Origin of the sequence: Sinorhizobium sp. P24N7, from assembly GCF_042436655.1 — a bacterium.
In the GTDB taxonomy this organism is placed as follows: domain Bacteria; phylum Pseudomonadota; class Alphaproteobacteria; order Rhizobiales; family Rhizobiaceae; genus Sinorhizobium; species Sinorhizobium meliloti_A.
Map to the genome: position 1 here is coordinate 131,487 of NZ_JBHMIW010000007.1, position 15,080 is coordinate 146,566.

The 15,080-nt window shown below is 63.0% G+C and carries 14 protein-coding genes and 1 pseudogene; 12 read left to right on the forward strand and 3 right to left on the reverse strand.

The genetic code is table 11. The annotated features are described in order from the left end of the window. The first annotated feature begins 88 nt into the window (after positions 1-88). From ACFHWW_RS14025 to ACFHWW_RS14070, 10 genes and pseudogenes are all read left to right on the forward strand, one after another. A complete protein-coding gene (locus tag ACFHWW_RS14025; protein WP_379938769.1) occupies positions 89-1,435 on the forward strand; it encodes a TldD/PmbA family protein in 1,347 nt (448 codons plus the stop codon). Positions 1,436-1,480: 45 nt separating this feature from the next. Beyond that, positions 1,481-2,299, forward strand: coding sequence for a 3'(2'),5'-bisphosphate nucleotidase CysQ (locus ACFHWW_RS14030; protein WP_379938771.1), 819 nt, complete (start codon positions 1,481-1,483; stop codon positions 2,297-2,299). A 60-nt stretch (positions 2,300-2,359) separates the two neighbouring features. Beyond that, the gene (locus ACFHWW_RS14035; RefSeq protein ID WP_275596682.1) at positions 2,360-2,596 is read left to right on the forward strand and encodes a DUF4170 domain-containing protein; all 237 of its coding nucleotides are present in this window, start codon (positions 2,360-2,362) and stop codon (positions 2,594-2,596) included. A 37-nt stretch (positions 2,597-2,633) separates the two neighbouring features. Beyond that, on the forward strand, positions 2,634-3,947 hold the full coding sequence (waaA, locus tag ACFHWW_RS14040) for a lipid IV(A) 3-deoxy-D-manno-octulosonic acid transferase (protein WP_379938773.1): 1,314 nt from the start codon (positions 2,634-2,636) through the stop codon (positions 3,945-3,947). 27 nt (positions 3,948-3,974) lie between these two features. Beyond that, a complete protein-coding gene (locus ACFHWW_RS14045; RefSeq protein WP_379938775.1) occupies positions 3,975-4,685 on the forward strand; it encodes an HAD family hydrolase in 711 nt (236 codons plus the stop codon). A gap of 141 nt (positions 4,686-4,826) precedes the next feature. Next, the gene (gene lpxK, locus ACFHWW_RS14050) at positions 4,827-5,867 is read left to right on the forward strand and encodes a tetraacyldisaccharide 4'-kinase (RefSeq protein ID WP_100669289.1); all 1,041 of its coding nucleotides are present in this window, start codon (positions 4,827-4,829) and stop codon (positions 5,865-5,867) included. Between the two features lie 345 nt (positions 5,868-6,212). Then, positions 6,213-6,797: an invasion associated locus B family protein gene (locus tag ACFHWW_RS14055; protein WP_379938777.1), complete on the forward strand. Its 585-nt coding sequence runs from the start codon at positions 6,213-6,215 to the stop codon at positions 6,795-6,797. A 72-nt stretch (positions 6,798-6,869) separates the two neighbouring features. Continuing rightward, positions 6,870-7,310, forward strand: coding sequence for a GIY-YIG nuclease family protein (locus ACFHWW_RS14060; RefSeq protein WP_379938779.1), 441 nt, complete (start codon positions 6,870-6,872; stop codon positions 7,308-7,310). Positions 7,311-7,312: 2 nt separating this feature from the next. Beyond that, positions 7,313-7,783 (forward strand): hypothetical protein, encoded by a 471-nt coding sequence (locus ACFHWW_RS14065; RefSeq protein WP_379938781.1) that lies wholly within the window; start codon positions 7,313-7,315, stop codon positions 7,781-7,783. Between the two features lie 143 nt (positions 7,784-7,926). Beyond that, positions 7,927-8,235 (forward strand): annotated as a pseudogene (locus ACFHWW_RS14070) (winged helix-turn-helix domain-containing protein); the annotation flags it as partial. Between the two features lie 302 nt (positions 8,236-8,537). Here the strand turns inward: ACFHWW_RS14070 and ACFHWW_RS14075 are convergent. After that, complete coding sequence (locus ACFHWW_RS14075) at positions 8,538-8,771, reverse strand: DUF2093 domain-containing protein (protein WP_379938783.1); 234 nt, start codon at positions 8,769-8,771, stop codon at positions 8,538-8,540. A 93-nt stretch (positions 8,772-8,864) separates the two neighbouring features. Further along, positions 8,865-10,673, reverse strand: a complete 1,809-nt coding sequence (mutL, locus tag ACFHWW_RS14080) for a DNA mismatch repair endonuclease MutL (RefSeq protein WP_379938785.1) — start codon at positions 10,671-10,673, stop codon at positions 8,865-8,867. A gap of 239 nt (positions 10,674-10,912) precedes the next feature. On the opposite strand from mutL, the gene ACFHWW_RS14085 reads away from it, so the two are divergent. Next, positions 10,913-12,778, forward strand: coding sequence for a response regulator (locus ACFHWW_RS14085; protein ID WP_379938787.1), 1,866 nt, complete (start codon positions 10,913-10,915; stop codon positions 12,776-12,778). Then, positions 12,775-14,124: a bifunctional diguanylate cyclase/phosphodiesterase gene (locus tag ACFHWW_RS14090; protein WP_275596679.1), complete on the forward strand. Its 1,350-nt coding sequence runs from the start codon at positions 12,775-12,777 to the stop codon at positions 14,122-14,124. Before ACFHWW_RS14085 ends, ACFHWW_RS14090 begins: the two co-directional genes overlap by 4 nt. On the opposite strand, the gene ACFHWW_RS14095 is transcribed toward ACFHWW_RS14090, so the two are convergent. After that, positions 14,097-15,071, reverse strand: coding sequence for a LysR substrate-binding domain-containing protein (locus tag ACFHWW_RS14095; RefSeq protein WP_275602607.1), 975 nt, complete (start codon positions 15,069-15,071; stop codon positions 14,097-14,099). The genes ACFHWW_RS14090 and ACFHWW_RS14095 overlap by 28 nt on opposite strands. Between the last annotated feature and the right edge of the window lie 9 nt (positions 15,072-15,080).

Here is a 15,080-nt window from a genome sequence, read left to right on the forward strand (position 1 = left end):
ATTTTGCTGCTGGGGCGGGAATCACGATGATGCCCTTGATGCATGCTTCAGTGCACAATAAATGGGACAGGAATGAAAGGCCAAAATCATGTCTGAGACGATCGTTTCCGCCGTCCTCGAGCAACGTGCCGCCGAGCTTGTCGATCAGGCTCGCCGCGCCGGCGCGGATGCCGCGGATGCCGTGGTGGTGCGTGGCCGCTCCCGTTCGGTTTCGGTGCGGCTCGGCAAGGTGGAGGCGACGGAAGCTTCCGAGAGCGACGATTTCTCGCTCAGGGTTTTTGTCGGGCGGCGCGTCGCCAGTGTTTCCGCCAATCCGGGCTTCGATTTGAAGGTCCTGGCAGAGCGTGCGGTGGCGATGGCGAAGGCGTCGCCGGAGGATCCTTACGCATCGCTTGCCGACCCCGATCGCCTGGCGAAGTCCTATCCGGATCTCGAACTTTTCGACAACCGGGACGTATCGACCGAAGCACTCACGGAGGCGGCGCTCGCTGCCGAAGGAGCCGCGCTTTCGGTCACAGGCGTCACCAATTCCAGCGGGGCGGGCGCATCGGCCGGCATGGGCGGGCTCGTGCTCGTCACGTCTCATGGTTTCTCCGGCTCCTATATGGCCACCCGTTTCGGCTGCTCCGTCAGCGCCATCGCCGGCGAAGGCACCAAGATGGAACGCGATTACGACTTCGACAGCCGCCTCTATTTCGATGAGCTCCGCACTGCCGAGGATATCGGCCGGGTCGCCGGCGAGCGGGCGGCGGCGCGCGTCAATCCCCGCCGCGTCGCGACGCAGAAGAACGTGACGGTCGTTTTCGACCCGCGCGTCGCACGCGGCTTCGTCGGACATCTTGCGGGAGCCATCAACGGAGCGTCGGTCGCCCGCAAGACCAGCTTCCTGCGCGGCATGATGGGCAAGCAGATCATGAAATCGGGCATTGCCGTTACCGACGATCCGTTGATCGTCCGCGGCGCCTCCTCGCGTCCTTTCGACGGCGAGGGGGTCAGCGGCTCGAAATTGTCGATGGTCGAGGATGGCGTGCTGCGCCATTGGTTCCTGTCCACGTCTGCGGCCAGGGAACTCGGCCTCGAGACCAACGGGCGCGGCGTTCGCGGCGGTCCGGCGGTCAGCCCGGCCTCCACCAATCTCGCCCTCGAGCCCGGCTCCGTCTCGCGCGACGATCTGATCCGCGGCGTCGGCACCGGCTTCTATGTCACCGAGCTCATCGGCCAGGGTGTCAACATGGTGACGGGCGAATATAGTCGCGGCGCCTCCGGCTTCTGGATTGAAAACGGCGAAATCCTCTATCCCGTTTCCGAGGTGACGATCGCCTCCAATCTCAAGCAGATGTTCATGGCGCTGACGCCGGCCGACGACATCGACAGGAAGTTCGGCATCGCCGCGCCGACGCTTGCGATCGAAGGCATGACGATCGCCGGAACTTGAATGTGGGCGGTGCGTTGCACTACAGCGCCGCGTGTAAGGATTTGCATGTCAGAAACAGCCCTTTCGATCCGCCCGGTCTGGGACGAGGACCTCGAACTCATTCTTACCGCTGCAGTCGCGGCGGGCGACACTGCGCTCGGCTATTTCCGCAAGACCCTGGACGTCCGCTGGAAAAATGAGGGCCGTTCCCCCGTAAGCGAGGCCGATCTTGCCGCCAACGACATCCTCAAGGGGCGGCTGCTCGCCGCCCGACCGGACTATGGCTGGCTTTCGGAGGAGACCGACGACGACGAAAGCCGCCTCGTCCGCGAGACCGTCTTTGTCGTCGATCCCATCGACGGCACCCGGGCCTTCATCGCCGGCAAGGATCTCTGGTGCGTCAGCGTCGCCGTCGTCCACCGTGGCCAGCCTGTGGCCGGCGTTCTCTATGCGCCCGCCCTCGACGAGATATTCCAGGCGACCCGCGATGGCGAAGCGCAGAAGAACGGCAAGGCGATTGCCGTGCGGGAGGCGGCATCCGGCGGGGTGCTGAAGGTGGCGGCGGCCGAGGATGTCATGGGCAGGCTGGCATTGCCCTATCGCAACAGGATGATGCGTGTGTCGCACGTGCCGTCGCTCGCCTATCGCCTTGCGATGATCGCGGATGGCCGCATCGATGGAACGATCGTCAAGCGGAATTCGCACGATTGGGATTTGGCGGCCGCCGACCTCATCCTTTCGCGCGCCGGGGGCGCGCTTTGCAGTCTCGATGGCGAGCCTTTGTCCTACAACCGCCCGACTGTCACCCACGGCGTTCTGGGAGCGGCCTCGGGAACCGCGCTGCCGGCGTTGCTCGCCGCCTCCAGGCCGCTTGAGCCCCATTGACCTTTAGGGGCGAATGCCGCAAACCACCCCAACACCAATAAGAACACAGATGGAATTTCGATGGCTCACGACTCCGAGAAAAAACAACGGCTGCACCTCGTCTTCGGCGGCGAATTGGCAACGCTCACCGACGTGCAGTTTCGCGATCTGGAAAATCTGGATATCGTCGGCATCTTCCCGGACTACGAGAGCGCGCATGTCGCCTGGAAAGCCAAGGCTCAGATGACCGTCGACAATGCGCATATGCGCTATTTCATCGTCCACATGCATCGCCTGCTCGATCCGGAAGCGAAGTAATGCCGTCGGCGTCGGACGCGGCGGAGGGCAAGCGTTCATGAGCAGCCTGCGCGCAAGGCTGGCACTTTCCGGCTATCGCTGGCTCGGAACGGCCGTCTATCCCTTCTTCTGGTCCTATCTTGCGCTCCGCGCGGCGAAGGGCAAGGAGGACCCGGCACGCCGGCGCGAACGCTATGGCTATGCTAGTGCGCCGCGGCCCCAGGGCCCTCTCGTCTGGTTCCACGCCGCCAGTGTCGGAGAGACGAATGCAGTCACTCCGCTGATCAAGGAAATCCGCCGCCGCGGCATCGCCGTGGTGCTGACCACCGGTACGACGACCTCGGCGCGCGTCGCCGCGGAGCGATTGGGCTCGGCCGTCGTGCACCAGTACGTGCCGCTCGATTTCAAGCCGGCGGTGAGCCGTTTTCTGGAATATTGGCAGCCGGATCTGGCGATCATCGCCGAATCGGAGATCTGGCCGATGACGATCATCGAGCTCGGCAGGCGCCATATTCCGCAGGTTCTGGTCAATGGCCGTCTTTCCGACCGCACCTTCGCCCGATGGAGGCGCCGGCCGTCGCTTGCCGATGCTCTCTTTGAAAATCTCGCGCTCGTCATCGCTCAGTCCGATGTCGATGCGGAGCGTTTCCGCACGCTGGGTGCGCTCCCGGTTACGGTCTCCGGCAACCTCAAGGTGGACAACGACGCGCCGCCGCACGATCCCCGGGACCTGCGCGAATACCGCCAGCAGATCGGTGCACGAAAGACCTGGGCTGCGATCTCGACCTTCGAGGGGGAGGAGAATGCGGCCGGGACCGTTCACCAGGCGCTGAAGGAGAGAACCGGCCTACTGACGATCATCGTTCCTCGCCATCCGGAGCGTTGCGACGCGATCGAGGCTGCCCTGGTCGCGAAGGGGTTGACCGTCGCGCGCCGCACGCGCGGCGATCCGGTCACACCGGAAGTCGACATTCTACTCGGCGATACGATCGGCGAAATGGGGCTCTATCTGAGGCTGACGGAAGTCGCTTTCGTCGGACGTTCGCTTTTCGCCGCGGGCGGTCAGAACCCGCTCGAGCCGGCCATGCTCGGCTGCGCTGTGCTCTCCGGCGGGAATGTGCAGAATTTCCGCGAGACCTACCAGATGCTCGCGAAGAACGGCAGCGCCAAGATCGTGCGCGATACGGAGATGCTCGCCAAGGGGGTCAACTACCTGCTCGCCAACGACGACATGCGTCGCTCGATGATCGATGCCGGACTCGAAACCGTGCAACAGATGCGGGGCGCGCTGACGGCGACGATGAAGGGCCTCGACCCCTACATCAACCCGCTTGTGGTGAAGGCGCGGCTGGAGCCGCGCCCCGAAGCCTGAAACGTGAAGCCTCGATTGGAAGGGACCATGCCCGCAACGAAACCGATCGCCGGCATATTGTTCGACAAGGACGGCACCCTTCTCGACTACGTGAAGAGCTGGGTGCCGGTGAATTACGAGCTGGCGCGGATCGCCGCCAAGGGCAATGAGAGCCTTGCGCGTGTCCTCCTTCAGGCGGGCGGGATGGACCCGGAGACCGGATATGTCGTTCCCGACAGCCTGCTTGCGGCCGGGAATACGGTGGAGATTGCCACCGGCATGGTCGGCGCCGGCGCGCCGTTTACCGTAGAAGAATTGACGGCGCTGTTCGACGGGCTCTTTGCACAATCCGCGCATTATGCCGTGCCGGTGACCGATCTCGCTTCCTTTTTTGCCGGGCTGCACGCGAAAGGCTACCGGCTCGGCGTCGCCTCCAGCGATAACGAGCGCTCGATCCGGGAAACCGCCAAACGCTTCGGTTTCGAGGACTACCTCCATTACGTCGCCGGCTACGATAGCGGCTATGGCACAAAGCCGGAGCCCGGCATGGTGCTCGGGTTTTGCGCCGCAACGGGGCTTGCACCCGACGAGGTGGCCGTAGTCGGCGACAACAATCACGACATGCATATGGGCCGCAGTGCCGGCGTCGCTATGACGGTTGCCGTTTTGACCGGCACCGGATCGCGCCAGTCGCTTGCCGCGTCTTGCGACCACTGCCTCGCCGATATTACCGAGCTGGAAGCGGTGCTCACGAACTGATCGGCTTGCCTTTTTCTCCGTTCTGACGTTCTTTGTCGCCGGTCACACCGCTCACGGCCGATGCCCGCGGCGGAAAGTTCTGGATTTGCCCTTCCTGCCCTCCAGGTGCAGGAGCGGCCGCACGGATATTTACGGGTAAAGATGGTTTCAGAAGCGCCCCCGTTCTGGTGGACCAAGGCCGACTGGCGCGCCTATGCTCTTTGGCCCTTTTCCTGGGTTTACGGCCGGATCGCCGGGATGCGCATGGACCGGGCGCGCCGGGCGACCTCCGCCGTGCCGCTGATCTGCATAGGCAACTTCACCGTCGGCGGAGCCGGAAAGACCCCGACGGCGATCGCGATTGCACGTGCCGCCAGGGCACGGGGCCTGAAGCCCGCTTTCCTGAGCCGCGGCTATGGCGGGTCGCTGGACGTCACGACGGTGGTCGACCCCGAGCACCATCGCGCGCGCGACGTCGGCGACGAGCCGCTGCTGCTTGCCCGCGAGGCCCTCACCGTGATCTGCCGACGCAGGGTGGATGGCGCACGCAAGCTTGCTGCGGAAGGCGCCGATATCATCATCATGGATGATGGCTTCCAGAGTGCCCGGCTCGTCTTCGATTTCGCCCTTCTGGTGGTCGATTCCGGCCGCGGTATCGGCAATGGCCATCTCGTGCCTTCCGGCCCGGTTCGGGCGCCGATCGGCAATCAGCTGCGCCATGCCAACGCTCTCCTGAAACTCGGCCACGGCTCCGCCGCCGATACTCTCGTCCGCCAGGCGGCACGGGCCGGCAAGCCCGTCTATGTGGCCGAAACGGTGCGCACGGATACAGGGCCGCTCGACGGCGTCAAGGTCCTTGCCTGGGCCGGGATCGCCGATCCGGAAAAGTTCTTCAAGACCGTTCGCGAGACCGGCGCGGTGATCGAAGAGACCCGGACCTTCCCGGATCACCACCATTTCTCCGAGGACGAGATTGCCGATCTGGTCGACCGTGCCGCAAGCCGGGGCTATACGCTGGTGACCACCGCCAAGGACATGGTTCGCCTGGAGCCCGGCCACGGGCGGGCAGGGGAACTGGCGGCGAAAAGCCGCGTGATCGAGATCGAGGTGCGCTTCGACGATCCGGCAGCGCCGGGTGCAATCATCGACGCGACACTTGCCTCCGCCCGCGCCCGCCGATTGCGCGAGCGCAAGACGGGTTAGCTGGGACACTTCCAGCAGAAAAAATGTCTACGGTTTTCCGACCGCACCCCCGATCTGTTGCAATCGATCGCGCTTACGATTTCAGCTCGATCCGACCCAAAATCATCGTGACCAAGCGAGTGCCGGCCATCGACGGCCGCTCAGCCGATTGAGTTGGGACATGAGGCCACCGAAAGGGCACCGACGGCTGCATCACCTTGCAAGATTATACTTATTTGCTCATAGGCAGCATTTCATGCGTCAATCACTACCAAGGCGAGGGTCGAGTCGGCATATGCAACCCTGAGAGGGGCCTGCCACGGGCATCGCGAAGGGGCCGTTATTGCGGCTAGGGCGGGGATGTGCATGAAATTTATACCGGCAACTGGCGTCTCGCTTGCTCTCATTCTGGCAAATCCTGCAAATTCACAGGAATTGCCGAAACCCTCGGGCGAAATCTCTCCCTCGGTCATCACGCAACGTTTCGAGGACTGGACCTACCGTTGCGGCGAGGTAGCCGTCGAGGGCAAGACAGTATCGCAATGCGAGGTCGTTCAGGTTGCGAGGGTGAAGCAGGGGGAAGAGGAAATCAGTCTTTTGACCCTCGCCATCGCCAAAACTGCGCCCGGCACCGGTGAACCCGCAGAAAACGAAAGCGACGAGTCGCTTTTGCTGACGGCCCTGGTACCGCTCAACATCTTCCTCCCAGCCGGATTCGGGCTCGATGTCGACGGCAAAGCGGTCGCCGACACAGCCTATCGCAATTGCAACCAGGCCGGCTGCTGGGTTCAGCGGCGGCTCGAAAAAGCGATGCTCTCGGCCCTCCGGAAAGGGCAGATGGGCGCCGCCCGGCTGCGCCTGATGAATGGCCAGAACGTTACGATCCGCTTTTCACTCAAAGGCCTGACGGCAGCCCTGGGCAAGCTGAATGAGCCGGAATCCCAAAACTGATCGGACAGCGTATGCGGCAGCTGGCGCTCTTTGCAATTGTGATCGTTCCGGTGTTTTCGACCGGAGCAGCGGGTGCATTTGCACAATCGCCTGGCCGCTGGAGGCGCGGTTGCGACGAAGCAGATCGTAAACACGCTCGAAGAAGTGGCTTCAGGTGCAAGAGCCGCAAATAAGGCAACGATCGGCGGCAAGACTTGCGTCTATAGCTGCGTGGTCGATGGTTCCACCCGGTATGTCGGAATTACCGACGATGTGTTACGGCGGGGGCGAGAACATTTTAATGCGAAAGGAATAGAGATAGAAGAAATCGCAGGTCTCGATAACTTGTCTCGTGCTGACGCTCGTGCTGTTGAGCAAACGCTAATCCATTATTACGGCCTCGGTAAAGACGGTGGAATGCTGCTGAACAGGATCAACTCCATTTCCCCAACCGCAAATCCAACGGCCTATGAACAATCCCTGATCCGAGGCAAGCAGTTGCTCGACAGCGTTGACTACCAGTGGACAAATTAGACATGCTAAATCGTAAAACTGTAAAAATAGGTGATGTATTTCAAATTCTTACATCTGAGGGTGTGTGCTATGGGTTGATAACGCATACACATCCCAAATGGGGTTGGATAGTGGCGATTTTTCGGGAATTTTATGCAAAAGAACCGAAAGACTTTACAGAGGTCGTAGCGAAGGAGCCGCAGTTAATCACGGCCTTTTTGATACAGGATGGCGTGAAGAAAGGCTTTTTTCCTTTGGTGGCAAACGTGTCTGTTCCTGAACATCTTCGTCAGTTTCCGACCTTCCGCTCAACGAACAATCTTAAAGGAGACGACACCATGTGGTTTTTCTGGGCTGGAGAAGGGCAATGGAAAGTACATCGTCCCCTCACCAAAGAGGAAAAAAAATTTCCTAAAGGGCCATCACTGCCAAGTGCGCCACTTTTGATAGAGATGATCGAAAAAGACTATCGAGTTGAAAGGGATTATATCTGAAGCTCTTTTGGCTATCCAAACGGGTATTCCGAGTCGTGGTGTAGCTTCCGGCAAGAGGCCGTGCTTTCCGGCGCTGGCCCGGAGGGGATATCAGCGTGCGACTACAGGCAAGCTGATTTGCGGATCATCGCTTGATTTCATCGGATGCCTTCGTGCGGTGGCGGCGCATAGACCTGAAGCGTGTCATCAAGGAGCGATTTGGCGTCGACTACGAGACGCGCTATGGGCTTTTCGCACATCAGCGCACGCCCTCATCATCCGGCGCAGGACGCACATATTATCGACGAATTCGAAAAAACTGGCCACGCACGCTGAAGGCGCATCTTTGCGACCTGCCGCCGCGCACCAAGGTGGAACCGTGGTTTCAGGATGAAGCTCGTATAGGCCAGAAGAACGGCATCGTGCGGCAATGGGCGCGTCGTGGAACCCGGCCTCGCCAGCCAGCCGACCAAGGCTCCGGTTCCAACTGCACGCCTCATCCGGCGTTCGAAACCGGAGACGGCCCGCATGTCATGGTTACGCAGTTCATGGCGGCTATTCCCCGTGCGCTGCTCGCAGTTTGATCACCAGCCTTGCGGCGCAGGATGCCGAAATCATGGCCGCCATCGACATGGCATCGGTCGGGCCCTGAGCCAGGCCAGCTCTTTCTCAGCGCAACCATACAACCAAATTCCCTGTGCAGAGGCACTAGTCTAATTCTTTTGAATTCGCGCACTTACCACGGAAACCGTTACGATCTATTCCTGGAAGTGCTTTAAGTCCGCCGGTCCGCCAGGCCGCCGGCGCGTCGTTCCGCTTCGAGCGAGGCATCCGCGTCGGCGTAAGCCTCCTGGCGCGCGACGCTCCAGTACCTGAGTTCATCGACCGGAACGGGCTTGCCCGTAACGGCACAGATCACGTGCGAGCCGGCAAGTACGACTTGGAAGTCTCCGTCGAGATAGCGGATCTTCGCCTCCCGGGAGGAGCTTCCTTCAAAACGGTTCATCATGCCTGAACGGGCCTCGTCTTATCCTGGACGTCCTGATCTATCGCGGCGCTCTGCAAAAAACCAGCGGTTTTGGAAGATGGTTCCAGCAGGGTCTCAGCTCCGCCCGAAAAGCCGCTCGATGTCGGTCAGCTTGAGCTCGATATAGGTCGGCCGGCCGTGATTGCACTGCCCGGAGCCGGGCGTGGCCTCCATCTGGCGAAGCAGAGCGTTCATCTCTTCGGTGCGCAACCGGCGGCCCGAGCGAACCGAGCCGTGGCAGGCCATGGTGGCGGCGAGATATTCGAGCCGGCCGGCGAGCCCACCGGCCGTATCCCATTCCGCAAGCTCGTCGGCAAGCTGGCGAACCAGTCCGGCGGCGTCCATTTCTCCGAGCATCGCCGGCGTTTCGCGGACGGCGATCGCCGCGGGGCCGAAACGCTCGATGGCCAGTCCCAGGCGCGTGAACTCCTGCGCATGCGCAATCAGCCGGTCGCAATCGTCTTCCGGCAGGTCGACGATCTCGGGGATCAGCAGCGCCTGCGCCGGTACCGGGCGGGCGTGGAGCGCCGTTCGCATCGTCTCGAAGACGAGACGCTCATGGGCGGCGTGCTGGTCGACGATCACGAGCCCGTCGTCGGTCTGGGCGACGATATAGTTTTCATGAAGCTGGGCGCGGGCGGCACCAAGCGGGAAGGAAACCGCCCGTCCATCGTCGGCGCGCGTTGCCTCGACGGCGGCAGCGCTGCGCGCCGATGGCTGGGCGAAATCGGAGAAGGCCGCCTGGGGTGCTTCTGCGAAACCCCGCGCGGTCTCGTCGAAGCGCAGCGGCCGATAGGGCGAGACGGCGGCCGTCCAGGGCTCCTGCGGCCTGTCTGCCCGATGGAACTCGGGACGGAAGGCGCGCATCAGCCCATGCGCCCCGGTCGTCGCCGCCCGGTCTCCCTCACGCGCCAGCGCCTCGCGGATGGCGCCGATGATCAAGCCGCGGATCAGTCCGGGATCGCGGAAGCGCACGTCCGATTTTGCCGGATGGACATTGACGTCGACGAGAGCCGGATCGAGCGTGATCGACAGCACCGCGATCGGGTAGCGCCCCTGCGGAATGGTCTCGGCATAGGCGGCGCGGATCGCGGACATGATCAGCTTGTCCTGGACCGGCCGGCCGTTGACGAAGGCATATTGCTGAAGCGAATTGCCGCGGTTGAAGGTCGGCACGCCGGCAAAGCCAGTCAGCCGCGCATCCTCGCGCTCGGCGTCGATCTCGATGGCATTGTCGCGGAAGTCGCGGCCGAGCACTTGCGCCATTCGCGCCAGCCGGTCGTCGCCTGTTGCGGGGAATTCGAGCGTCGTGCGATCGGAGCCGGAAAGCACGAAACGCACTCTCGGAAAGGCGATCGCCATACGCCGGACGACTTCCGAGATCGCCGCCGCCTCGGCCTTTTCCGACTTCATGAATTTCAGCCGCGCCGGGGTCGCGAAGAAGAGGTCGCGCACCTCGACCACGGTGCCTACGATAGCGGCCGACGGCCGGGCGGGCTCGCTCCTGCCGCCGGTGACCGTGATCGCCGCGCCTTCCCGGGCCTCCGCCGTCCTCGTGGTGATCGACAGGCGCGCCACCGATCCGATCGAGGGCAGGGCTTCGCCGCGGAAACCGAGCGTCCGGATATCGGCGAGGCTGTCGTCGAGCTTGGAGGTGCAATGGCGGCGGATCGCCAGTTCGAGATCGGCCGGCGACATGCCGATGCCGTTGTCGGTGACCCTGAGGAGCGTCTTGCCGCCACCGGCGGTCGCGATCTCGATCCTCGTCGCGCCCGCATCGAGCGCGTTCTCGATCAGTTCCTTCGCGGCGCTCGCCGGTCGTTCGATGACTTCACCGGCGGCGATCTGGTTGATGAGCGTTTCGGAAAGTTGCTTGATGGCCATGCCCTATTTTCCAGGATTCGGAGAGGGAGGGAAAGCCCCGCGCTCACACTTCTCCAAGGCTTCCGGCCGGACCTGCAAAAAGCGGTATTGCGACTTAATCGGGCTTTAACGTTCTGCTGCAATTTTCCACAGCAACCTGAATGATCGTCGGGTTTTTGCCTCTGGAGCACCGCGGCGTTGCTGGACGCCGCCCGCATCCCTTCAAAAGGATGCCTCAAAGGCGGCCAGCATGTCCCGAAATGAAACCGCTGCTGATCGGTTGGCCGGACCGTAGCCGGGCCGGGAAGGCCGTTCAGCGGAAAGAGTGCTACAGCACCCGTTATGCGTCCAAGGACGACTGGCGCTGTAGCGGGAACGAGGGCAGCGCGATGAATGATGTGGCGTCGGGCGGCGCAGACATCAGCAGGATCATTCTGGAGGCAAGCGGTGAAACGCTTGGCGCCGCCTTGCTCGTTTTCGGCCGGGACGACACCATCACCTTCGCAAGCGCCTCGATACTGCAATTTTTCCCGGTGCCAGCCGCCATGCTGGTTCCCGGGACGCGGCTGCGCGATTTTCTGGGGGCGGTATACGATACCGGCGTGCGCCCCGGAACCTTGCCGGAGTCCAGCCGGCATAGGCCGAACCGCGAAGACTGGATCGCCGAGCAGATGGCGCTCCACTGGCGGGAACGCTACGAGAATGTCGAGAGGGCTGGCCGCACGCGCTGGCTCTCTCTGCGTCAGCGGCGGCTGTCGAGCGGTATCGGCCTTCTCGCCGTCAGCGACGTCTCCGAACAGAAGAAGCGCGACGAGCAGGCCCGGACCGATCTCCAGCGGATCGCCCTGACGGAAGAGATCCTCAACGCTCAGCCCAATCCCATCTGCGTCAAGGACAGCAACCTCCACTACATCGCCGTAAACAAGGCCTTCTGCGTCATCCACGATCTCGCGCCGGACGCCATGCTCGGACGTTCCGCCTCGGACCTCGTCGAAACGGAGCTTGCGGAGCACTTCGAACGGTCGGACCGCCACGTCCTGGAGACAGGCATGCCGCATTCGGAGGCGGAGCATATCGTTCGCGCCGACGGCAGCGACCTTTGGGTCGTGACGCGCAAATATCGTATCGGCCTGCCCGGCCGCCATTTCGTCGTCACCTGCATGACCGACGTCACCGATATCGCCGTCTGGTATGACGGCTCGGAAAAAGGCGGCGACACCGGTCTGCAGATCCGGGACTATAGCATCTTCACGCCTGCGCAGAATTTCTACGATCCCTTCCGGTCGCTCGACTTGCAGCAACTCGCCCACGCCGGATCGAAGATCGACATGCTGCCGGCTCGGGAATTGCGCGTACTTCTGGCGACCGCCGACCGGGACACGGAAGAGCGATTCGTGGCGCGGCTGCGCGGCTTCGGGCTCGACGCCTGTGCGGTCCGCAATGGCGAGGAACTCGACGCCTTCGCGCTGGCTGCCGAGGCCCGCGGATTGGAGATCGACCTTCTTCTGCTCGACACCGCTTTTCCGGAGAAGCATCGCGTTCTCGCCTCCTGGCGCGCCTGTACATGGGTCGAGGTATCGAGCGATATGGATGCGACGATCCTGCTTGGGGAGATCTTCGCTGTCCGCGCCCGCGGCGCGCGTTCGCCGTTGCTGCAGCCCGAACGGGGGATTGCGCTCGACCGCGATCTCGCGCCCGCGACGCATGCGCCGACGGTGGAAGTCCTCGTCGCGGAGGACAACCACGTCAACCAGTTCGTCTTCGCGCAGATCCTGGAGGGGCTCGGGATTTCCCACCGGATCGCCGCGGATGGAAGAGAAGCGGTGGACCTCTGGCACGAACTCCAGCCCGCCCTGGTTCTGATGGACGTCTCCATGCCGGTGATGAACGGCTTTGAAGCCGCCATTGCCATTCGACAGGCCGAGAAGGGCACGGGCCGTCGCACGCCGATCGTGGCCGTGACCGCCCAGGCGATCGATATCGACCTCGAGCGCTGCAGGACATCGGGAATGGATGACCACATCATGAAGCCGGTCAGCCCGGATATGATCGAGATGCTGCTGCGGAAACACCTGCCGGCGGCCGAAAGGCGCGTTTCGGGTTCTGGTCGGAGCGGATCACAATGACATTGCAGGAGCTCGGTATCGATCGGGCGAAGCGGGACAGGCCGTATAGTGCCTCCTTCGTCGATCCATTGACCGAGCTCGGCAATGCACGCCACCTCAAGCAAACCGTCTGCGCCCTCGCGGCCGAACGGGCAAGCGATCCCGCACCCTTTACCATCGCCCTCGCAAATCTGGACGGGTTCAAGCCGATCAACGACCTCTTCGGCCCTGAGGCCGGCGATCAGATCCTGCGCCAGGTGGCGCACCGGCTGAAGGCCTGCGTTCCCGAGGGCGCGACGGTGACGCGTACCGCAGATGACGAATTCGCCATCGTCCTGCCGCTGGTCTTTGAACGAAGGAGTGCGGAGAAGCGCGGCCAGATGCTAAAGGAAGTGCTCTCTTCGCCCTTCGCACTCGGCGACCGGAACGTTCGGCTTTCGGCCTCGTTCGGCTTTGCTGTCTTTCCCTTTGCCGGAGACACGTTCGACGACCTGCTGAAGAGCGCCGATACCGCGCTCTACCGCTCCAAACGGCGTGGCCGCGGCCAGATCACCGTGTACTCGCAAGAGATCGCACAGGAGATGAAGCACGCGACGCAGCTTGAGCAGGCACTGCGCAATGCGATCATCGCCGGTGGGATCGATGTCCACTTTCAACCGATCGTCGATCTGCGCAGCGACCGTCCGGTGGGTTTCGAGGCGCTGGCGCGGTGGTGCGACGCCGACCTCGGCTATGTCTCGCCGGCCGTCTTCGTGCCTTTCGCGGAAGAGCGCGGATTCATCGACGCGCTTTCCGAAATGCTTCTGCGCAAGGCGGCGCGGGCTGCCCTCTCCTGGCCGGAGGACCTCTTCCTGTCCTTCAACCTGTCCTCGGTCCAGCTGATGGATCCGGCGACGAGCGCTCGGCTCCTGGCAATCACAGCTCAGGTGGGCCTCGACCCCCGGCGCCTCGAACTCGAGATCACCGAGACCGCTGCGATGGCCGACGCCGGCACTGCCCAGAGGATCGTCACCGAATTGAGAGCGGCCGGCGTACGCGTGTCGCTGGACGATTTCGGAACGGGCCAGTCGAGCCTCGGGCGGCTCAGGGATTTTTCCCTCGACAAGGTGAAGATAGACCGGACCTTCGTTTCGGGGATTTCCACCGACCGGACTTCAGAACATATCGTCAAGGCGATCGTTTCGATGTGCGAGGGGCTGGAACTCGCCGTGGTCGCCGAAGGCATCGAGCATTCATCCGAGGCGCTGAAGCTCAAGGCGCTCGGCTGCGGCCTGGGACAGGGCTATTTCTACGGCAAGCCCGCCGATGCCGATGCCACCTTGCGTTACCTTTCCGAGCATTACCCGGATGTGGCGGCGGCGCGCTGAAGCGCCTCATGCCCGCTTACGGTTTCGGCTCCCGAACGATCGCTGCGGCCCTCCTCCAAAAGCCAGTCGCGGATGCGGCGCGCCTGACTGTTGAGTTCGCGTGACCGCGGCCAGACGACGTAGAAGGCCTGGCCCGTCCTCAGCACATGCCCCCCGACCGGCACCAGCGCGCCGGAGCGCACCTGTCGGGCGGTCAGATGCTCCCAGCCGAGCGCAATGCCCTCTCCCGCCAGCACGGCCTGGATCACGAGCACGTAATCGTTGATCGCGAGCCTTTTGCCTTGCGCCGGATAAGCAAGGCCCGCGCTCGCGAACCATTCGGTCCAGTCGCAGGCCCGCCTTACGGGCTCTTCGAGGTGGATAAGATTGTGCCTGATGAGGTCCGCGGGCGTTGCCGGCAGCCCATGCGTTTCGATATAGGCGGGTGTCGCCACGGCCTGGACGACTTCATCGGCCAGCACCGCCGCATGATAGCGCGGCCAATGGCTGGGGTCCCCGCCACGAATTCCGAGCGGGATCGGCTCCTCATCCAGATCGAGGTCGCGCACGCTTGTCTGGATGCGAAGGTCGATCTCCGGCAGGTCTTCGCGCAGCCGGGCTAGCCGCGGCAGCATCCACATGGAGGTGAAGGCCGTCGAGGCCGCCAGCGTCACATTGGTCTCGCGCCCTTTGGCGCGGATGTCTTCGGCCGACTTCTGGATCCGTGCGAGGCCGACCGAGACATCCGCGTGAAACTTTTCTCCGGCCTCCGTCAGTTCGACGGCCCGGTGCACACGGTGGAACAGGGGCACGCCCAGCTGGTTCTCGAGTCCTCGAATGGCGTAGGACACCGCTGCCTGAGTCATTCCGAGCTCACCGGCAGCGCGTGTGAAGTTCTGATGCCGGCCGGCTGCCTCGAAGACGATGAGGCTCGCGGCAGACGGTAGGAGACGGCGCAGATTTTCCATAAGTACCAC